17 protein-coding genes are annotated in these 19,238 nt (G+C 51.6%); 6 read left to right on the plus strand and 11 right to left on the minus strand.

Annotated elements, in window-relative coordinates:
* Positions 1 to 187 precede the first annotated feature (187 nt).
* The 4 genes from CAG64_RS18870 (at position 188) to CAG64_RS18885 (ending at position 4,477) form a co-directional block, all read left to right on the plus strand.
* Complete coding sequence (locus CAG64_RS18870) at positions 188 to 1,660, plus strand: beta-Ala-His dipeptidase (protein ID WP_161447381.1); 1,473 nt, start codon at positions 188 to 190, stop codon at positions 1,658 to 1,660.
* Between the two features lie 411 nt (positions 1,661 to 2,071).
* Positions 2,072 to 2,515: an ATP-dependent zinc protease family protein gene (locus CAG64_RS18875; protein WP_021705864.1), complete on the plus strand. Its 444-nt coding sequence runs from the start codon at positions 2,072 to 2,074 to the stop codon at positions 2,513 to 2,515.
* Positions 2,512 to 3,417, plus strand: coding sequence for a 30S ribosomal protein S6--L-glutamate ligase (gene rimK, locus CAG64_RS18880; protein ID WP_021705865.1), 906 nt, complete (start codon positions 2,512 to 2,514; stop codon positions 3,415 to 3,417). The genes CAG64_RS18875 and rimK overlap by 4 nt, the downstream gene beginning before the upstream one ends.
* A complete protein-coding gene (locus CAG64_RS18885; RefSeq protein WP_161447383.1) occupies positions 3,377 to 4,477 on the plus strand; it encodes a succinylglutamate desuccinylase/aspartoacylase family protein in 1,101 nt (366 codons plus the stop codon). Before rimK ends, CAG64_RS18885 begins: the two co-directional genes overlap by 41 nt.
* A 53-nt stretch (positions 4,478 to 4,530) precedes the next feature.
* Here the strand turns inward: CAG64_RS18885 and CAG64_RS18890 are convergent, their stop codons facing one another.
* Positions 4,531 to 5,898: a sodium-dependent transporter gene (locus CAG64_RS18890; protein ID WP_161447385.1), complete on the minus strand. Its 1,368-nt coding sequence runs from the start codon at positions 5,896 to 5,898 to the stop codon at positions 4,531 to 4,533.
* A 335-nt stretch (positions 5,899 to 6,233) separates the two neighbouring features.
* On the opposite strand from CAG64_RS18890, the gene CAG64_RS18895 reads away from it, so the two are divergent.
* Positions 6,234 to 8,774, plus strand: coding sequence for an Ig-like domain-containing protein (locus CAG64_RS18895; protein ID WP_161447424.1), 2,541 nt, complete (start codon positions 6,234 to 6,236; stop codon positions 8,772 to 8,774).
* A gap of 53 nt (positions 8,775 to 8,827) precedes the next feature.
* On the opposite strand, the gene CAG64_RS18900 is transcribed toward CAG64_RS18895, so the two are convergent.
* Both CAG64_RS18900 and CAG64_RS18905 read right to left on the minus strand, forming a co-directional pair.
* On the minus strand, positions 8,828 to 9,568 hold the full coding sequence (locus tag CAG64_RS18900) for a YggN family protein (protein ID WP_040902762.1): 741 nt from the start codon (positions 9,566 to 9,568) through the stop codon (positions 8,828 to 8,830).
* A gap of 56 nt (positions 9,569 to 9,624) precedes the next feature.
* On the minus strand, positions 9,625 to 10,104 hold the full coding sequence (locus CAG64_RS18905) for a GreA/GreB family elongation factor (RefSeq protein ID WP_161447386.1): 480 nt from the start codon (positions 10,102 to 10,104) through the stop codon (positions 9,625 to 9,627).
* An 83-nt stretch (positions 10,105 to 10,187) separates the two neighbouring features.
* Here CAG64_RS18905 and CAG64_RS18910 point away from each other — a divergent pair, with 83 nt between their 5' ends.
* Positions 10,188 to 12,104 carry a RecQ family ATP-dependent DNA helicase gene (locus CAG64_RS18910; RefSeq protein WP_161447388.1) on the plus strand — a complete coding sequence of 639 codons (1,917 nt, stop codon included), beginning with the start codon at positions 10,188 to 10,190 and terminating at the stop codon, positions 12,102 to 12,104.
* Here CAG64_RS18910 and dinB read toward each other — a convergent pair.
* The 8 genes from dinB to CAG64_RS18950 form a co-directional block, all read right to left on the minus strand.
* Entirely contained in the window at positions 12,079 to 13,146 is a 1,068-nt protein-coding gene (gene dinB, locus CAG64_RS18915; protein WP_021705872.1) for a DNA polymerase IV, read from the minus strand. The genes CAG64_RS18910 and dinB overlap by 26 nt on opposite strands.
* Before the next feature lie 134 nt (positions 13,147 to 13,280).
* The gene (gene nqrM, locus CAG64_RS18920; protein WP_021705873.1) at positions 13,281 to 13,514 is read right to left on the minus strand and encodes a (Na+)-NQR maturation NqrM; all 234 of its coding nucleotides are present in this window, start codon (positions 13,512 to 13,514) and stop codon (positions 13,281 to 13,283) included.
* A gap of 17 nt (positions 13,515 to 13,531) precedes the next feature.
* Positions 13,532 to 14,557: an FAD:protein FMN transferase gene (locus CAG64_RS18925; RefSeq protein ID WP_021705874.1), complete on the minus strand. Its 1,026-nt coding sequence runs from the start codon at positions 14,555 to 14,557 to the stop codon at positions 13,532 to 13,534.
* A 164-nt stretch (positions 14,558 to 14,721) separates the two neighbouring features.
* On the minus strand, positions 14,722 to 15,945 hold the full coding sequence (gene nqrF, locus CAG64_RS18930; RefSeq protein ID WP_161447390.1) for an NADH:ubiquinone reductase (Na(+)-transporting) subunit F: 1,224 nt from the start codon (positions 15,943 to 15,945) through the stop codon (positions 14,722 to 14,724).
* Between the two features lie 33 nt (positions 15,946 to 15,978).
* Entirely contained in the window at positions 15,979 to 16,575 is a 597-nt protein-coding gene (gene nqrE, locus CAG64_RS18935; RefSeq protein ID WP_021705876.1) for an NADH:ubiquinone reductase (Na(+)-transporting) subunit E, read from the minus strand.
* A gap of 7 nt (positions 16,576 to 16,582) precedes the next feature.
* Entirely contained in the window at positions 16,583 to 17,215 is a 633-nt protein-coding gene (locus tag CAG64_RS18940) for an NADH:ubiquinone reductase (Na(+)-transporting) subunit D (protein WP_021705877.1), read from the minus strand.
* A complete protein-coding gene (locus tag CAG64_RS18945) occupies positions 17,215 to 18,000 on the minus strand; it encodes a Na(+)-translocating NADH-quinone reductase subunit C (RefSeq protein WP_161447392.1) in 786 nt (261 codons plus the stop codon). Before CAG64_RS18945 ends, CAG64_RS18940 begins: the two co-directional genes overlap by 1 nt.
* Complete coding sequence (locus CAG64_RS18950) at positions 17,990 to 19,234, minus strand: NADH:ubiquinone reductase (Na(+)-transporting) subunit B (protein WP_021705879.1); 1,245 nt, start codon at positions 19,232 to 19,234, stop codon at positions 17,990 to 17,992. The genes CAG64_RS18945 and CAG64_RS18950 overlap by 11 nt, the downstream gene beginning before the upstream one ends.
* Positions 19,235 to 19,238: the final 4 nt, after the last annotated feature.

A 19,238-nucleotide genomic window follows, 5' to 3' on the forward strand; every position in this document is an offset into this window, starting at 1 on the left:
GCCAGTAATAATGAACGCCAGAAATGTGACCACCGCGAGCGATTTCCTGGCTTGAGTGACTACTCGCTATTTAAAGACAGTGGTATGCTGTCGCCTCAGTCTCGCTCACCAGATCCAGTGATTTGCTCTGTCGTATCGAGCCTTATCCAACATAAGATCTGGACATTCACACCTTAAGGAGTCATCCGTGTCTGAATTCCATTCTGAAATCAGTAACTTGTCACCTGCCCCGCTTTGGCAGTTTTTCGATAAGATCTGTTCTATTCCTCACCCTTCCAAACATGAAGAAACGCTAGCGCAATACATTGTTGATTGGGCAACCAACCAGGGCCTGGACGTACGTCGCGACCCAACAGGCAATGTGTTTATTAAAAAACCAGCGACCGCGGGCATGGAAAATCGAAAGGGTGTGATTTTGCAGGCACACATCGATATGGTGCCGCAGAAGAACGAAGACACGGAACATGATTTTGCTCAGGATTCGATTCAACCCTACATTGATGGCGAATGGGTCACCGCCAAAGGCACCACGTTAGGGGCTGACAACGGCATTGGTATGGCATCCTGTCTCGCAGTACTGGCTGCAAAGGATCTTAAGCACGGTCCGCTGGAAGTCTTACTGACCATCGATGAAGAAGCCGGTATGACCGGAGCATTTGGTCTCGAAGCCGGTTGGCTGGAAGGGGAAATACTGCTCAATACCGATTCCGAGCAGGAAGGCGAAGTGTACATGGGCTGCGCTGGCGGTATTGACGGTGAAATGACGTTTACGATTGAACGCGAAGCACTGCCCGCCGGTTACACCACCCGTCAGTTGACCCTTAAAGGATTGAAAGGTGGTCACTCAGGTTGCGACATTCATACTGGTCGCGGAAACGCCAATAAACTGCTGGCACGTTTTCTGGCCGGCCACGCCCAAGAGCTGGACCTGCGCCTGATCGAATTTCGTGGTGGTAGTTTACGCAACGCCATTCCCCGTGAAGCTTTCGTGACCATCGCCGTGCCGGCAGATAACGAAAGTCGACTGGCTAAGCTGTTCGATCACTACACAACCCTGATACAAACCGAGCTGGGTAAAATTGAAACCGGCATTGTTACTTTTAATGTTCCCGTCACCACCGATCAGACGGCTCTGTCCCGCCAAGATCAGCAACGCATTATTGCCGCGCTCAATGCTTGCCCGAATGGGGTGATCCGCATGAGTGATGAGATCGAAGGCGTAGTAGAAACCTCTTTGAATGTCGGCGTCGTGACCACACAAGCCAGCAGCATCAGTGTGCTGTGTCTGGTTCGCTCGCTGATTGATTCAGGACGCCATCAGGTTGAAAGCATGTTGTCTTCAGTTGCTGAACTGGCTGGGGCTGAAATCGTTTTTTCTGGCGCCTACCCAGGTTGGAAACCAGATGCTGACTCACAAATCATGGCAATTTTCCGCGACATGTACGAAGGCATCTACGGCCACAAACCGAACATTATGGTGATTCATGCCGGCCTGGAATGTGGTTTGTTCAAAGAGCCGTATCCGAACATGGACATGGTGTCATTCGGGCCAACCATCAAGTTTCCACACTCACCGGACGAAAAAGTCAAGATCGACACCGTAGCCCTGTACTGGGAACAAATGGTGGCGCTGTTGGAAAACATTCCGGAAAAAGCCTAATCCCCTAATAGAGAGCCGGCTCTCTGCCGGCTTTTTTCTCACAAACTCCCATCCAATCAGGTTGTAATCGCGCCCACCTAGACTATAGTTTGAAGTAAATAACTTTAACGGCAGCTTTGCGTAAAACCATACTTGATACAATATGTTATGTGTTATAGCAAACTGATAAATATGGTGTATTCCGTCGATATTCACACGCCGCACCCGACCGCTGACAGGATAAATATCTTTTATCGTCACGGTCACTTATTTTCGTTAGTCACAGCTGTAACTGGTTGTTACAGTCCGCCCCCTTGAAGCGCCTATGGACAAACCATCTTGTCCTCTTCAAGCGATTACCCCGTGTAATGTCGTGGATGTCTCCATCCCGGATGATATCTGAAATTCTCTCTGACAATGATTGTTACTGCGATGAAAGAAAAACTACTCGTTGGTTGGCGTGAAACGCTCAGCCTGCCGGAGCTTGGTATTAATCAAATTAACGCCAAAATTGATACTGGCGCCAGAACATCTTGCTTGCACGCATTTAAAGTCGAAAGCTTTATTCAGGACAACACCACGTGGGTGCGCTTCTGGCTTCATCCGAAACAGCACGACGCGCACGAAGAGGTGATTTGCGAAGCCAAAGTCATCGACGAGCGCGTGGTACGCGACTCCGGCGGACATGAAGAAAAGCGCTACGTTATTCAAACCGTCATGAGCCTGGGCGGAGAAACCTGGCCAATCGAAATTACTCTGACTAACCGTGAAAACATGGCGTTTCGCATGTTGCTGGGCCGTACCGCCATGCACAATCGTATCATTGTTGATCCGGTACAATCGTTTTTAATCCCATTTGAGGAGCTACCACAATGAAAATTGGTATTCTGTCACGTAATGCTCGCCTTTACTCAACCCGACGCCTGATCGAGGCCTGTAAAGAACGAGGACACGAAGTTAAGGTCATCGACGCGTTGCGTTGTTACATGAATATCAATTCGGACAAACCGGAGATCCACTTTAAAGGGGAAGAGTTGTCCGGTTTCAACGCGATCATTCCTCGTATTGGTGCCTCGGTAACCTTCTATGGCGCAGCCGTATTGCGTCAGTTTGAAATGATGGGCGTTTACCCGGTAAACGAATCGGTTGCCATCACGCGTTCCCGAGACAAACTGCGCTCAATGCAGTTGCTGTCACGCAAAGGGATTGGCATGCCAATCACTGGCTTTGCCAGTAAACCGGATGACGTTAAAGACTTGCTCGACATGGTCGGCGGTGCGCCTGTCGTGATCAAACTGCTGGAAGGTACGCAAGGCATCGGCGTGGTACTGGCGGAGACCCGTAAAGCGGCCGAGAGTGTGGTCGAAGCCTTTTTGGGCCTGAAAGCCAACATTATGGTGCAGGAATACATCAAAGAAGCGGGCGGTGCCGATATACGCTGCTTTGTGCTTGGTGATAAAGTGATTGCAGCGATGAAACGTCAAGGCGCAGAGGGCGAGTTCCGCTCGAATCTGCACCGTGGCGGCAGCGCATCGCTGGTCAAAATCACGCCAACTGAACGACGCACTGCAGTCGAAGCTGCGAAGATCATGGGGCTGAATGTGGCTGGTGTCGATCTGCTGCGTTCAGAACGCGGGCCACTGGTCATGGAAGTGAACTCTTCACCGGGTCTCGAAGGTATCGAAAAAGCCACCGGAAAAGACATCGCTGGTATGATTGTTGAGTTCATCGAGAAAAATGCAGCAAGCAGAAGGACAAGAACTCGTGGCAAAGGCTAAGCGCAATAACGTATTTGAATTTCAAGGCGAAACCATTCTTCCGGGCGAACGCAAAGCGTTCGAACTGGAAGCAGCCAAGCTGTATACCCACTCCCCATTGTCCATACCGGTAGAAGTGATCAATGGCCGTTTTAGCGGCCCGGTCCTGATGGTCAATGCCGCCATACATGGCGACGAACTCAATGGCGTAGAAATCGTACGTCAGTTGATCAACACCATTGACGCCACCAAACTGAAAGGCACGCTCATCGCCGTGCCGATCGTGAATGTGTTTGGTTTCATCCATAAGTCACGTTATCTGCCGGACCGCCGCGATCTCAACCGCTGCTTTCCGGGCAGCAACAAAGGCTCATTGGCCTCACGTATGGCGCATACGTTTTATTCTCAGGTGGCTGAGCGCTGTGATTACATCATTGATCTGCATACCGGCGCGATCCACCGCACTAACCTGCCGCAGATCCGTGCCGACCTGAGCAACCCGGAGACCATGCGTATCGCCAAGGCGTTCGCCACGCCGGTGATTGTCGATGCGCCACTGCGTAACGGCTCGTTGCGCAGTGAAGCCGAACTGCAAGGCATCCCGGTGCTGACTTATGAAGCAGGCGAAGCGCTGCGTTTTGAACCGATCTGCATTAATGCCGGTTTCATTGGTATTCAACGGGTCATGCAGACCATCGGCATGCTCAGAGCAAGCCGTAAAAAGCTGCCCACCCCGGTGATTGCCAAGTCAACCAGTTGGTTGCGGGCCGAAAGCGACGGCATTTTGCGTACACTGGTCACCTTAGGCGAACGGGTTGAACGTGGTCAGATCCTAGCTTACATCAGTGCGCCGCTGGGGCATGATGAAATCGTCCTGAAAGCCAATAAAGGCGGTGTGGTCATCGGTCAGCAAACCTTGCCTCTGGTCAATGAAGGAGACGCGATTTTCCACCTGGCGTACTTCACAGAAGACGACGAAGAAGTCGAACAAGCCGTAGGTGAGTTTATCGGTGAAGTGGTGGAGCTTGATGCTGAGCCTTTGACCACCGGTCAAATGACGCCGCCCAACTCGGCCTCTTAAGCTAAAAAAGCCCGCAATCTCGTGCGGGCTTTTTTGGGGGCGTAATCGCGCTATTAACCAAACGAAGCCCAGATAACCGTCGCCACCAGCAGTGGACAAACGAATTTCACGTACACGGGCCACAACTTACCAAACCAGCCCTGCGTAAACTCCGGATAGCCCTGCTCCAGTTCCTTGACCTTAGCATTGCGGCTCCAGACCCAACCACCAAATAAACAGAACAGCAACGCGGCCATCGGCTGCAGGTATTGCGTGGCAACGGTCGCTACTAGGCCGAACAGCTCTGCAAAGTGATACACGATCACCGTACTGAACAAGGCAATCAATCCCCCAAGTACCCAACTGGTGGCGCTGCGCTTGGTATTAAAGCGTTCACTGACCAACGCGACCGGACACTCCAGCATCGAAATGGATGAGGTCAACGCGGCTATCGTCAGTAACACAAAAAACACCACAGAGAAAACTTGTCCCAGCAAGCCCAAACTGTCGAACATCAGCGGCAACACCGTGAAAACCAAGGTGTCTGAACTGAGCAGTGAGCCATCTTCAGCATAGATCTGCACACCTTTGTTCATCGCAACAAACATCGCAGGCATCACCACCAATCCGGCAATAAATGCCACTGCAGTGTCCACCAGAGTGACGTTCATGGCCATCTTAGGCAAGTTCTCTTTTTTACTCAGATAAGAACCATAAATCAGCATCGAACAACCGCCGATGGTCAACGAAAAAAATCCTTGTCCCATGGCAGCCAGAATCAGCTTCCGGTCCCAGATCTTGTTAAAGTCAGGCAGCAGATAATGCTGCAGACCTTCCATTGCGCCGCTTTGGGTCATGATGTAGACAAACAGAACCGCAAACAGGACAAACAGAGCCGGCATCAGGCGTGTGGACCATTTCTCAATGCCTTGCTTCACTCCGCCCTGAACAATCAGTATCGTCAGCACATAAAACGTGATAGTACCAAACAGGTTGCGCTCAATACTGAAGCCCTTCAACCAAGCCGTGAGGGTGTCCAGCCCCAGAATGTCCGTCACCGCGCCCAACATGAAACAGATCAGCCAGCCACCGACGATACTGTAAAACGCCAGCACAGCGCTCGGAACACTGAGGCCAATCCAGCCGACCAATCCCCCCAGCTTCTTACCCAGCGGATTCGACGTCAGCGAACGCATGCTGTCGACCGGGTTCGCCTGGCCAGAGCGGCCTATTGCCATCTCAACGACCAGCATCGGAAACGCCACAATGAGGATCAGAACCAGGTACACCAGCAGAAAGGCGCCACCACCATTGCTGGCGGCCTGCGTGGGAAACCCCCAGATATTACCAAGCCCGACAGCCGCACCCGCCGCTGCAAGAATAAAGCCCATCCGCGAACCAAAATGTTCACGCGGAGCGGAGGAAGATTGTTGAGGTGCCATACTACTCACATGTACCAATAAACTAGCTGACTAGTACAATATGGTACTCACGCTTCGTTCACAAGCTCATTGCTCAGCATTTGACCGGACTCTGGGCAATTGCTTTGTTCTCAAACTGTAAAATTATCAATACACAGAGCTGATACCCCGGGTATCAGCCATCAATATGATTTCGTGAAGTGCGCCGAAGCCGCACTGCAACTTGCATATCAAACAGACAATACTCGTGAGATCAGGCGAGAATTTATAAATTTATCATAGTATTACAATGACACGGTCGCTTTCTGACTTATTAGTTAAAGGTCTTGAACCTCGAAACAGATAAGGAGAAAATGATGCGTTCACCTCTACTCAGGACGGCTATCCTGACAGCGATTGGGCTCAGCGCCCCTGCGCTGGCCTACCAGTGCGATCCGTTGGCGGAATGGGACTCACAAAGCACTTATACATCGGGCGACGAAGTACAGAGAGCCGCTCAGGCGTTTCGCGCCAACTACTGGACTGCCGGGGATGATCCGCTGGCCCACTCTGGTGACTGGCAGGAGTGGCAAGCTCTGGGGCCATGTGATCAGAGTGATAATCAGGCACCGCAAGTGTCGCTCATCTCCCCGGTCAACAACGCGCAAATTCCACAAGGCAGTACTATCACGCTGAAAGCCAGTGCCGAAGACAGCGACGGCAGTATCAGTCATGTCGATTTTCAAATTGACGGTCAGACCGTCGCCACCGTCACTCAAGCGCCGTATCAGACGAGCTGGACAGCCACCCTGGGCGCTCAACAGGTGACAATTGTCGCTACTGACAATCAGGGTGCCACAACGACGCAAAGCACCACCATCCAAGTGACGCCGTCTGGAGACCTGATCCCGCCGACAATCTCACTGACCAGCCCTAGCGGCAGCGAATCCGTCAACGAAGGCAGCTCACTGACTCTCAGTGCCGAGGCCAGTGACAGTGACGGCAGCATCATTGATGTCACGTTCCTGATCGATGGCGCGCCCGTTGCGACCGTGACCTCACCACCATACCAATACCACTGGGCAGCTCAGGCGGGAGAACACACCTTCAGCGCCCGTGTGACGGACAATGATCAACAATCCACCAGCAGCAAAAGTGTCAACCTCACCATCGCCGGTGCCGGAAACGGTGGCTGCGCCGGTCTGCCGCTATACAGCGCAGGCACCAGTTACTCTGCCGGTGAACTGGTACAGAACAGCAATCAAAAATACCGCTGTGACATTGCTGGCTGGTGCTCATCGTCTTCTGCGTGGGCGTATGAACCGGGCAAAGGTGAATACTGGCAAGAAGCCTGGAGTGCTCAAGGCGCCTGCTCCGCGCCGCCGAGCGTGACATTAACCAGCCCGGCCCAAGGTCAGGTTTTTCTCGCCGGCAGCAACGTCACGCTCAATGCTGACGCCAGCGACAGTGACGGCAGCATTAGCAAGGTCGAGTTTTTTGCCAACAGCCAGTCATTGGGTAGTCTGGCTCAGCCGCCTTATCGTACCGGCTGGTCGGCGACAACATTAGGCTCCAACACGCTCAAAGCAGTGGCGACCGACAATGAAGGTAACCGCGCAGAAAGCAGCGTCACAGTGACCGTCAGCGATCAGGATTTAGTGGTCGCGCTGACCTCTCCCGCTTCTGGCCAGAACCTGGCGTTAGGTAAAGCCACCACCTTAAGTGCCGATGCCACATCACTGACAGGCAGCATCCGTCAGGTGGACTTTGTCGTCAACGGCGCTGTCGTAGGCACCGACACCAGTGCGCCGTATCAGTACAGCTGGACACCGGGCGCTGTCGGCGACTACACCATTGCCGCCGAAGCGATCGACAACAGCGGGCAGCACAGTTTGTCCGACGCGGCGTCGGTCAAAGTGGTGACGCAAGTCGAGAAAAAACACAAGCTGATCGGTTACTGGCATAACTTCGTTAACGGAGCTGGCTGCCCTATGCCTTTGGCTGACATGTCGGAAGCCTGGGATGTTATCGACATCGCCTTCGCCGAAAATGATCGCAACAGCACCGGCACGGTCCACTTTAACTTGTACTCAGGAGATATCCACAGCAGTTGTCCGGCGCTCAATCCTGCTCAGTTCAAGCAGCAGATGGCCGCGCTTCAGGCTAAAGGCAAAAAGTTTGTCCTGTCACTCGGGGGAGCGGAAGGCACCATTACGCTCAATACCGATGAAGATGAAGCGCATTTTGTCAGCAGCCTGACTCAGATTATTCAGGAGTGGGGGTTTGATGGTCTGGACGTGGATCTGGAAAGTGGCTCAAATCTGGTTCATGGCTCTCAGATTCAGGCCCGACTGGGTCGTGCGCTGTTGCAGATTGAGCAGAACATCGGTGGTGATATGTACCTGACGATGGCGCCAGAGCACCCATATGTTCAGGGCGGCTTTGTCGCTTACAGTGGCATCTGGGGCGCATACATTCCGGTGATCGATCAAGTTCGTGATACGCTCGATTTGCTGCATGTTCAGTTGTACAACAATGGCGGCTTGCCCAATCCGTATATGGCGGGCAGTGCGCCGGAAGGATCGGTCGATATGATGGTGGCACAATCAAAAATGCTGATCGAAGGCTTTGAGCTGGCAGACGGTAGCTTCTTTGCTCCACTGCGTGATGATCAGGTCGCCATAGGCTTACCATCCGGTCCAAGCTCTGCGAACTCGGGTCAAGCCCCGACTCAGAACATTCTGGATGCGCTCGACTGCCTGACAAAAGGCACCCAGTGCGATACGCTCACACCGGCATTCAACTACCCGAATTACGCTGGTGTCATGACCTGGTCGATCAACTGGGATCACCATGACGGTTACAATTTCTCCGGGCCCGTCGGAGACAAATTGACGCAGATGAATAACGCGCAGTAACACGCTCGACAAAGAAAAAGAGCGCCATGCGGCGCTCTTTTATCTGATATTTATCAGATGCTGAATACCTGATAATTCTTTAACTCGGGAACTTTTTCATGCAGTGACTGTTCCTGACTGGCCATATCATCCAGTGAATCACAGAACTCTTGTCCCTGCTTCTCCAACGTGGCCGAATGCTCTCTGACTTTCGACTCCACCTTGGCCTTAAGGGCATTCATGTTGTCCGCCAGTTCGGTCAGGTTCAACCCACCGTCTTCTTTCATCTTGCCGGACATGGCATTAAATGCGCTGGTAATGAACTCGTCATTAAAGACTTGCTTCGCACGTTCAAAATCCCGCGCCCACTCTGCGCTCATTTGCTCAAACGTTTCCGCCGGAATGATCAAATCACCGTCTTTGTAGTACCGCGCCTGTACATCGGCAAAAAAGCGCTGCATCGACGCTTTGACGTTATCAAATGAATTGGGCGCATCCAGACTGACCGCAATATCATCGATGATGCTGTTGGCCAGCTCCATGCCCTCACTCGCCAGTTGCTGAGCTTTTGGCAGGTAAGCACTCATGCTTTCGCGGTAACGGTTGATCGCCGCCTTCTGCTCCGGACTCAATGCGATCCACTGACCATCGATTTGCAGTGCGTCTTTTTCCAACACAGCCTTATCACCACTGGCTTGATGGATCTCGACTTTATCGCCGTCCAGATGAATCTCGTTTTTTATATCGACCCGGCACTGCGCCGCCATTGTACTGTGACTGACGAGCAAGGCGCCGATTAACATCAACTTCTTCATAACATTCCCTGCGGTGGTGTTTTCCGAAACCATAGCAAATATCAATAAATATCGTGTCAGGATACCGTCACGACTTGGTAACCAATCGTGTCCTCTCCCATACGAAACTCGATATCATCACCCTGATAAGCACCGTACAAGGCTTTCCCCAATGGCGCTTGAGGCGTCATCACTTTGACGGGTTCGCCCTGCCACTCAACTTCCAGTCCACCAGCACACGGTCCGATGAAGAAGCGGCTGATACGGCCGGCCTCATCCTCAAGCTCTACATACGCACTCATGGTGATCTTACCATCATCACAGTTACGCAGGCACAATTGGCGAAACTGACGCAATTCCTCTTCACAAGCTTGCACCCGCATGGCCTGGCCATGCGCCAGGTACGCGGCTTCGAGTGCCAGCGTATCGTATTTATGTTCAGGTACGGTTTCCTCGTCCGTTGCGGTGTCAATCGCGCGCTGCGTCGCAGAGCGGGCCACCTGCAGTTGCTCTTCCAACTGGGCCACTATTTTTTGCTGAAGATCGGATTTATTCATACTTTTCAGGTGCAATCTCTAAGGAGCTACAGCATAGAATCAGGTAGTATGGAGAGCAAGGCAAAGATGGAACGGAATAAGCAATGATTCAACAGACGTTAAAACGAGTATTCGGCTTTGAGCAGCTAAGGCCAGGACAAGAGCAAGTCATCAATACGATCATGCGCGGTCAGTCTGCAGCAGCCATTTTTCCGACCGGCTCAGGCAAATCGCTCTGCTACCAGCTCCCGGCTCTGGAATTGCCGCACCTGACCCTGGTTATCTCCCCTTTACTCGCGCTGATGAAAGATCAACTGGCCTTTTTGCACAGCAAAGGAATTGCCGCCGCTTCGATCGACTCCTCTCAGGATCGCCAAACCACTCAGCAGGTGATGCAATCGGTGCGAAACGGCGACACTAAGATCCTAATGATTTCTGTCGAGCGCCTGAAGAATGAGCGCTTTCGTCAATTTATCTCACAAGTTCCCATCTCACTGCTGGTGGTAGACGAAGCTCACTGCATTTCCGAATGGGGGCACAACTTTCGTCCGGACTACCTCAAACTGCCTCACTACCAACAGATGCTCAACATTCCTCAGGTACTGTTGCTGACCGCCACCGCAACCCAAGACGTCATTACGGACATGCAGCGCAAATTTGCTCTCAGCCCTGATAACATTATCGTGACTGGCTTCTATCGTTCCAATCTGGATCTGACCATTCAGCCCTGCCAAGAAGAGCATAAGTTTCCAGCCCTGCTGCAGACCTTGGAAGCGGATCCACAGGCAGCCACCATTATTTACGTCACACTCCAAAACAGCACCGAACAACTGGCTGAGTCGTTGCGACAATCGGGGATCGAGGCCGAAGCCTATCACGCTGGGCTGAAAGCCGATGTCCGTGAACGCCTCCAGCAACGTTTTATGCGCAGCGACATAGCCTGCATTGTGGCGACCATTGCTTTCGGTATGGGCGTCGACAAAGCGGACATCCGCCGGGTGATCCATTTTGATCTGCCCAAATCAATCGAAAACTATTCGCAAGAGATTGGCCGGGCCGGTCGTGATGGCCAGCCGTCGCGCTGTTTGTTATTGGCCAATCAAAACGCCCTGCATGTACTGGAAAATTTCGTCTTCGGTGATACTCCGGATTTAGTGGCGATTCGTTTCGTTATTGAGCAGATCTATCAGCAACAAGATAACTGGGAAGTGGTGCTGCTGCGCCTGTCTCGCGACGCCAATATTCGCCAACTACCGTTGAAAACCTTACTGGTTTATCTGGAACTGGCCGGCGTGATCGAACCCAAGTACAGCTATTTTGCCGAGTATCGGTTTAAGTTTCTCATCGACAAAAAGGCCATCATTCAGCGCTTTGAAGGCGAGCGGCGTCAGTTTACTCAAGCAGTGTTTGCCTCAGCGACTCAAGCGAGAGTCTGGTGTCAACTCGATTTTGAAGCGCTGTGGATGCAGTATCAGGGCGATCGTCAGCGCGCCATCGCGGCACTGGACTATTTTCACGAACAGGGGTGGATCGAACTCGAAAGCAAACAGATCACGGACGTCTATCAGGTGACGGATCGCTCTCAGGACATCATGCAACTCTGCGCCAACATGCACCAGTTGTTTCAAACCAAAGAGCAGCACGAAATCGAGCGCTTACATCAGTTACTCCACTTTTTTGAGTCGGATCGCTGCCTGAGTCACCGCTTGGCAGAATACTTTGCCGATCACAATGCCCCGCAACAATGCGGTCACTGCTCCGTTTGCCGTGGGCAACCAGCACAACTGCCCCGGGTCGCCACGGATGCACTCGACGCCACCCAGTTGCGTGCATGGTTGCAACCGTTTATCACGGCCAGTGACACGCCTTTGTCAGTCGAAGCACAAGCTCGTTATTTATGCGGTATCGCCACGCCGCTCAGCAGTCGTGTCAAAGCCAATAAAATGGCTGGGTTTGGCAAGCTGGAAAACGCTCCGTTTCGAGACGTCTGCGCCGCTATTCAAAAAAGCTCAGTTGCTTAGTCTGGAGCTCGGGTCTGAGCATCACGCTCAGACCGAGCAGGCGAATTTCACGTCCCTGCTGCCGCTTGAGGATATCGCGCAGCAGTACTTTGAAATACTCCCGTTCGAGTCGGTTATGGGTATGCTCAATGGTCGTTAACTGAAAATCGGCAAACTTAAGTTTGATCCCCTGCTTGCTGATCAGCTTCTCCGGACTGACTTTCTCCAGACGCCTCTCCAGTTCGGGAAACAGCTTTTCTTCAATGACCTGCCAGCACTGATCGTAACTGACGATGTTCTCGGCAAACGTCCGCTCAACACCGACCGACTTCCGTTCACGCGCCACCACCACCTCGCGATCGTCAATGCCATGGCTACGCTTCCACAACGACTGACCGAGACGCCCAAATCGCCGCAGCAGCTCACGATAGTCAGCCTGCTTGATGTCTTCACACAGGTAGTAACCCGCCGCATGCAGTTTTTCCAGCGTCACTTTGCCAACACCCGGTATTTTTTCGAGGGGCAGTTTGTCCACCACTTGCTGAACCTGATCCGGCGGAATGACCGTCTGGCCGTTGGGTTTGTTGAGATCCGAGGCTACCTTGGCCAGAAACTTAATCGGCGCAACCCCGGCCGAGGCCGTCAATTGCAGCTCGGTCCAGATATCTTGACGGATAGCTTCCGCAATCAACGTCGCTGATCCGTGACAAAGCGAGCACTCACTGACATCCAGGAAGGCTTCATCCAAAGATAAGGGCTCTATTTTATCGGTGTAGCGGGCAAAGATCGCCCGAATATGTGCCGAGACCTGTTTGTAGACCTCCATACGCCCAGGCACCACCAGTAACTGAGGGCAGAGTTTGAGCGCCCGCGCAGTCGGCATCGCAGAACGAACACCAAAACGCCGAGCCTCATAGTTACAGGTGCTGATCACACCGCGCTGCTTTTCGTGCCCCCCAACCGCCAGAGGCCGGTTGCGATAATGAGGGTTATCGCGCATTTCTACCGCGGCAAAAAAACAGTCCATATCAATATGGATGATTTTACGTGCTGTTTTTTCCACCTGAGCCTCTGCTTAACACTGTATACAAAAACAGTATAACACTAAGCCGTCAGAGATGTGTAGTCAGCCGGTTGTCCGTCCGGCAGGCATAAAAAAGCCCGGTCAATACCGGGCTAGTGTGTATACCATCCAGATCAGGCGATGCGGTCTTTTTCCCACGCAGCCAGCTTTTCTGCTCGAACCGCCTCACGGGCTTCGCGTTTTTTGCGCGCGTCGCAAGGCTCAGGGCAGTTACAAACCTTCTCGATACCGACGGCACCTAAACCACCGCAGCTGCCGCGTACGACTTTTTTCTGGAAGATGTATCCTACGGCCATCGCTGCGATGACCATCAGGAATACGGCAAATGTTGTCAGATAAACCGCCATTAGCTACCTCAGTGTCATTAGTTTTTCTTCGTCACGTACTGCGCAAACGTGTCAGAAGCGTACTCTTTAAAGCCATCTTCAGTTTTGACAATCAGCAGTACCGGAAGTTTTTCTTTGTTTGCCAGAGCAATCGATTCTTCTTCGCCCATTACAGAGAAAGTGGTTGCATACGCATCGGCCGTCATGCTCTGTGGGCTGATCACGGTTACCGATACTACGTGGTTTGCGATCGGCTTTCCAGTACGTGGATTAATCAAATGTGAATAACGTACGCCGTTTTCTTCGAAGTAGTTACGATAGTCCCCGGATGTGGCAATCCCATTATCACCAACCTGGATGATATCCTGTACGGCACGCTCGTTGGACAACGGTTTCTCAATGGCGATGCGCCAACCGACATTTTCCAGGTTAGTCCCTTTGACGCGCAATTCGCCCCCGACATCAACCATGTAGTCGACAACGCCCAGCTCCTGCAGATACTCGGCAACAACATCTACACCATAACCTTTGGCAATCGACGACAGGTCCACATACAGACCCGGGATTTGTTTGACCAGTTTGTTGTCGTCCGTCACCGACAGATTCTGGTAACCGATCTCCGCGCGGCGTTCAGCCAGATCCTGCTCACTTGGCGTCTGCTCCGGACGCGCTTCTGGGCCAAAGCTCCACAAATTCACCAATGGTCCTACCGTGACGTCATACGCGCCTTTCGACAATTCAGAAATGCGCAGTGCTTCACGCACCACTTTGGCGGTTGCAGCCGACACCTGGAAGGGTTCGCTACTCTTGTGCTGGTTAAAACGGCTCAGCTCAGAGTCCGGACGATAGGTCGACATCTGATCATTGACCAGCTCCAGTCGTTTATCGATCTCTGCCTGTACATCCGCTGACACGGGTAAGCCCGGTTGAGTAATGTACTTAATCGAGTAATAGGTTCCCATGGTACTGCCACTCAGGTGTACCTGTTCGCGTTTGTCACCACAACCCGCCAAGGATAAGACAATGGCCATCAGAGCCATTACTCGCATGAAGAGATGTTTCATTGTTACTCCTAAACTCACACTCATTGTTTTTTGTCGTGAGACTGCCGTTAATAACCAATCTTCACCACAAAAAACAGCTGCCGTTATTGCTTGTTCAGCATCTGGCACGAAAAATGGCTGACCATTTACATGGTCAGCCATTGATGCTGTCACGGTGGGGCTAATTAGCCACCGAAATCATCCAGCAGGATGTTTTCGTCTTCCACGCCCAGATCTTTCAGCATGCCTATCACGGCTGCGTTCATCATAGGTGGACCACACATGTAGTATTCACAGTCTTCCGGTGCTTCGTGATCACGCAGGTAGTTCTCGTACAGAACGTTATGAATGAAGCCGGTGTAACCATCCCAGTTATCTTCTGGAAGTGGATCAGACAGAGCACAATGCCATACGAAGTTGTCATTCTCAGCCGCCAGGCCATCGAAATCTTCGACGTAGAACATTTCACGCTTAGAGCGCGCACCATACCAGAAAGACATCTTACGCTTAGAATGCAGACGCTTCAGTTGGTCGAAAATGTGCGAACGCATTGGCGCCATACCCGCACCACCACCGATGAAGACCATCTCTGCATCCGTATCTTTCGCGAAGAACTCACCAAACGGACCTGAGATTGTACACTTGTCGCCTTCTTTCAGAGACCAGATGTACGATGACATGATGCCAGGTGCAACGTTTGGATTGTTTGGCGGCGGAGTCGCGATACGCACGTTCAGCATGATGATGCCGTGCTCTTCTGGGTAGTTCGCCATTGAGTAAGCACGGATCGTTTCTTCGTTCACTTTTGACTCGTAGCGGAACAGGTTGAACTTCTCCCAGTCCTCACGGTATTCCTCAGGAATATCGTAATCCGCGTATTTCACGTGGTGAGCCGGCGCTTCAATCTGGATGTAACCACCAGCACGGAAAGGTACTGACTCGCCATCTGGAATTTGCAGCTTGAGCTCTTTGATGAATGTTGCCTTGTTATCGTTAGAGATAACGGTACATTCCCACTTCTTAACACCAAAGATTTCTTCTGGAAGCTCGATGTCCATGTCAGTTTTCACTGCCACCTGACACGCCAGACGCTCACCTTCACGCGCTTCACCTTTAGTGATGTGATCCAGTTCGGTCGGCAGAATGTCACCACCACCAGATTTAATTTTTACGCGACACTGGCCACATGAGCCACCGCCACCACAAGCAGAAGATACGAATACGCCAGCACCGGCCAGTGCACTCAGTAGCTTGCCACCTGGTTGTGTAATGATCGCTTTATCAGCATCACCGTTCACAGAAATTGTAATGTCACCTGTTGGTACCAGCTTCGACTTGGCGAACAGAATCACCAGTACTAGCGCCAGTACGATCAGAGTAAACATCACGACACCAAGAATAATGTCCATTGACTATTCCTTAATTGTTGCGGTTTACCCGACTTACAGTTGAACACCAGAGAAAGACATGAAGCCTAACGCCATAAGACCTACAGTGATGAACGTGATACCTAGACCACGCAGACCTGGAGGAACGTCTGAGTACTTCATCTTCTCACGGATACCTGCAAGAGCAACGATTGCCAGCATCCAACCCATACCAGAGCCGAAACCGTACACGACAGATTCAGCAAAGTTATAGTCACGCTGTACCATGAAAGACACACCACCGAAGATCGCACAGTTAACTGTGATCAGCGGCAGGAAGATGCCCAGCGCGTTGTACAGAGGCGGGAAGAAACGGTCAAGCACCATCTCCAGAATCTGTACCAATGCGGCGATAACACCGATGAACGTGATGAAGTTCAGGAAACTGAGGTCCACACCTTCAACTAACGCATTTTCTTTCAACACCAGGTTGTAAACCAGGTTGTTTACCGGTACCGCGATGGTCAGAACCACCACAACCGCAACACCCAGGCCAAATGCTGTCTTAACTTTCTTAGATACGGCCAGGAAAGTACACATACCCAGGAAGAAAGACAAAGCCATGTTTTCGATGAAAATCGATTTAACTAGCAGGCTAATGTAATGTTCCATGACAACCTTACTCCTTCGCTTCTACTTGTTCTGGTTTGAACACACGGATGACCCAGATTAGGAAGCCGATCAGGAAGAATGCAGATGGTGCCAGAAGCATCAGGCCGTTTGGCTGATACCAACCACCATTGTTCACCAGTGGAAGCACTTCCATACCGAACAGTTTGCCGCTGCCCAGCAGTTCACGGAAGAAGCCGACAGTGATCAGAACAAAACCGTAACCCAGACCGTTTCCAATACCGTCGATCAGCGATGGAATCGGTGCAGATTTCATTGCGAATGCTTCTGCACGGCCCATTACGATACAGTTAGTAATGATCAGACCTACGAATACCGATAGCTGTTTAGAGATATCGTATAAGTAAGCTTTCAGGATTTGGTCTACCACGATAACCAGTGATGCGATGATCGCCATCTGAACGATGATACGCACGCTGTTTGGAATGTGGTGACGGATCAGAGAAACAGAGAAGTTAGACAGAGCAGTTACAAACGTTACCGCCAGAGTCATTACAAACGCTGTCTCCAGTTTTGTGGTTACTGCAAGAGCAGAACATACACCAAGAACCTGCAGCGCAATCGGGTTGTTATCCAACACCGGCGCCAGAATGCTCTTTTTAATGTTTTGTGCACTAGCCATTAGTTCAGACCTCCGTCACGAACTTTTGCTAGGAATGGACCAAAGCCCATGTCACCTAACCAGAAGTCAAATGTGTGTTGTACGCCGTTACTGGTCAGTGTTGCACCAGACAGGCCGTCAACACCGTGCTCAGAACCTTGAGGAGCACCACCTTTAACGACTTTGATAGCCGGTTTGTGGTTCTCGTCGAAGAGCTTCTTGCCGACCCATTGTGCTGTCCAGGTCGGATTTTCCACTTCACCACCCAGTCCAGGAGTTTCACCCTGTTCGTAGTAAGTGATACCGGCAACTGTGTTACCGTCGGTTTCTACTGCCACAAATGCGTACATCATTGACCATAGACCATTACCGTGTACCGGAATGATTACGCGAGACACCTGTTCACCGTTTTTCACCAGGTAAACAATACCGGTGTCAGCACGACGAATGATTTTCGCTTCGTCTTCATCCGCAGCCAGTTTCACCGACGTTGCTGGATTCTTAGATGCACTACGTTGATCGTAGTTTTCTGCCGTTGAACCGTCTTCCGCTTTTTCAACGAACTCGCCAGTTTTGAAATCAACCAGACGAGGTTCAATATACTCAGCGAATAGTTCAGGTACGCTCTTACCGTCGGCTTGGATACCCGCAACATCAACGATCTTGCTTTGCTTATCCAGAACTGCGTTAGCTTTCTGTTGGCTACGCAGACCTACCGCCGCTGTCGATACGATGATTGAGCACACCAAGCTCAATGCGATAACAACAAACAGCGTCTTTTTAATGCTATCGTTATTACTTGCCATAGCGCGCTAGTCTCCGTTTGATGTTCTTTTCAATAACCACATGATCGAACAGAGGTGCAAACAGGTTCGCGAACAGAATCGCCAGCATCATACCCTCTGGGTACGCTGGGTTAACCACACGAATCATGACACACATTGCACCGATCAAGGCGCCATAAGCCCACTTACCTTTGTTAGTGAACGACGCTGAAACCGGGTCCGTTGCCATAAACAGCATACCGAACGCAAAACCACCCAGCACCAGGTGCCAGTACCACAGCATACCGAACATCGGGTTGGTGTCAGAGCCCACAACGTTAAACAACGTTGAAGCCACGATCATACCGATCATCACACCCGCAATAATGCGCCATGAAGCGATGCCCATGTAGACGATTAACGCTGCACCAATCAACAGAGCCAGTGTAGACACTTCACCAATCGAACCTGGGATGTTACCGATAAACGCATCCATCCAAGTGATTGGAGAACCTGTGACTGTGTTGATCAGAGCGCCGCTGCCACCTTGTGCCCATTGGCTTAGCGCAGTTGCGCCAGAGAAGCCGTCAGCCGCAGTCCAAACCGTATCGCCTGAAATCTGCGCAGGGTATGCGAAGAACAGGAAGGCACGACCTGCCAGAGCAGGGTTAAGGAAGTTACGTCCCGTACCGCCGAAGATCTCTTTTGCAACAACCACACCGAAGGTAATACCCAGTGCTGCTTGCCAGAGTGGCAGTGTTGGTGGAACGATCAGAGCGAACAGGATCGAAGTGACGAAGAAACCTTCGTTGACTTCGTGCTTGCGCACCATACAGAACAGAACTTCCCAGAAACCACCAACGATAAACACCGTCGCGTAGATCGGCAGGAAGTATGTGGCACCCAGCAACATCTTGCTGCCCCAACCTGCATCGGCAGAAATGGCTCCGCCCAGCATTTCGGTCAGCCAGTAGTGCCAGTTGCCGTTGATCACATCAGCCAGATCCTGACCTGAGTGCAGGTGAGTCAGTGCTGCAATCGCTTGGCCACCCGCGTTGTACATACCCCAGAACATTGCCGGGAATACCGCGAACCAAACCATGATCATGATACGTTTCAGGTCAACGCTATCACGAACGTGTGAGCTGCGTTTTGTAACCAGACCTGGCGTATAGAAAACCGTTGCAACGGCTTCGTACAGCGCAAACCACTTCTCGTGTTTGCCGCCTGGTTCAAAATGGTGCTCAATGTCTTCAAGAAACTTTTTAAGGCCCATGAAA

It is taken from the genome of Vibrio sp. V38_P2S17PM301 (genome assembly GCF_009904845.1).
In the GTDB taxonomy this organism is placed as follows: domain Bacteria; phylum Pseudomonadota; class Gammaproteobacteria; order Enterobacterales; family Vibrionaceae; genus Vibrio; species Vibrio proteolyticus.

What these genes read in the sequence shown, in the direction of transcription:
- CAG64_RS18905 (WP_161447386.1), bottom strand. Translation starts at nt 10,104, where the DNA reads ATGAATAAATCCGATCTTCAGCAAAAAATAGTGGCCCAGTTGGAAGAG.
- CAG64_RS18940 (WP_021705877.1), bottom strand. Translation starts at nt 17,215, where the DNA reads ATGGCTAGTGCACAAAACATTAAAAAGAGCATTCTGGCGCCGGTGTTG.
- rimK (WP_021705865.1), top strand. Translation starts at nt 2,512, where the DNA reads ATGAAAATTGGTATTCTGTCACGTAATGCTCGCCTTTACTCAACCCGA.
- CAG64_RS18885 (WP_161447383.1), top strand. Translation starts at nt 3,377, where the DNA reads ATGCAGCAAGCAGAAGGACAAGAACTCGTGGCAAAGGCTAAGCGCAAT.
- CAG64_RS18945 (WP_161447392.1), bottom strand. Translation starts at nt 18,000, where the DNA reads ATGGCAAGTAATAACGATAGCATTAAAAAGACGCTGTTTGTTGTTATC.
- nqrM (WP_021705873.1), bottom strand. Translation starts at nt 13,514, where the DNA reads ATGGCGGTTTATCTGACAACATTTGCCGTATTCCTGATGGTCATCGCA.
- CAG64_RS18910 (WP_161447388.1), top strand. Translation starts at nt 10,188, where the DNA reads ATGATTCAACAGACGTTAAAACGAGTATTCGGCTTTGAGCAGCTAAGG.
- CAG64_RS18950 (WP_021705879.1), bottom strand. Translation starts at nt 19,234, where the DNA reads ATGGGCCTTAAAAAGTTTCTTGAAGACATTGAGCACCATTTTGAACCA.
- CAG64_RS18895 (WP_161447424.1), top strand. Translation starts at nt 6,234, where the DNA reads ATGCGTTCACCTCTACTCAGGACGGCTATCCTGACAGCGATTGGGCTC.
- nqrF (WP_161447390.1), bottom strand. Translation starts at nt 15,945, where the DNA reads ATGGACATTATTCTTGGTGTCGTGATGTTTACTCTGATCGTACTGGCG.
- CAG64_RS18925 (WP_021705874.1), bottom strand. Translation starts at nt 14,557, where the DNA reads ATGAAACATCTCTTCATGCGAGTAATGGCTCTGATGGCCATTGTCTTA.
- CAG64_RS18890 (WP_161447385.1), bottom strand. Translation starts at nt 5,898, where the DNA reads ATGGCACCTCAACAATCTTCCTCCGCTCCGCGTGAACATTTTGGTTCG.
- CAG64_RS18875 (WP_021705864.1), top strand. Translation starts at nt 2,072, where the DNA reads ATGAAAGAAAAACTACTCGTTGGTTGGCGTGAAACGCTCAGCCTGCCG.
- nqrE (WP_021705876.1), bottom strand. Translation starts at nt 16,575, where the DNA reads ATGGAACATTACATTAGCCTGCTAGTTAAATCGATTTTCATCGAAAAC.
- CAG64_RS18900 (WP_040902762.1), bottom strand. Translation starts at nt 9,568, where the DNA reads ATGAAGAAGTTGATGTTAATCGGCGCCTTGCTCGTCAGTCACAGTACA.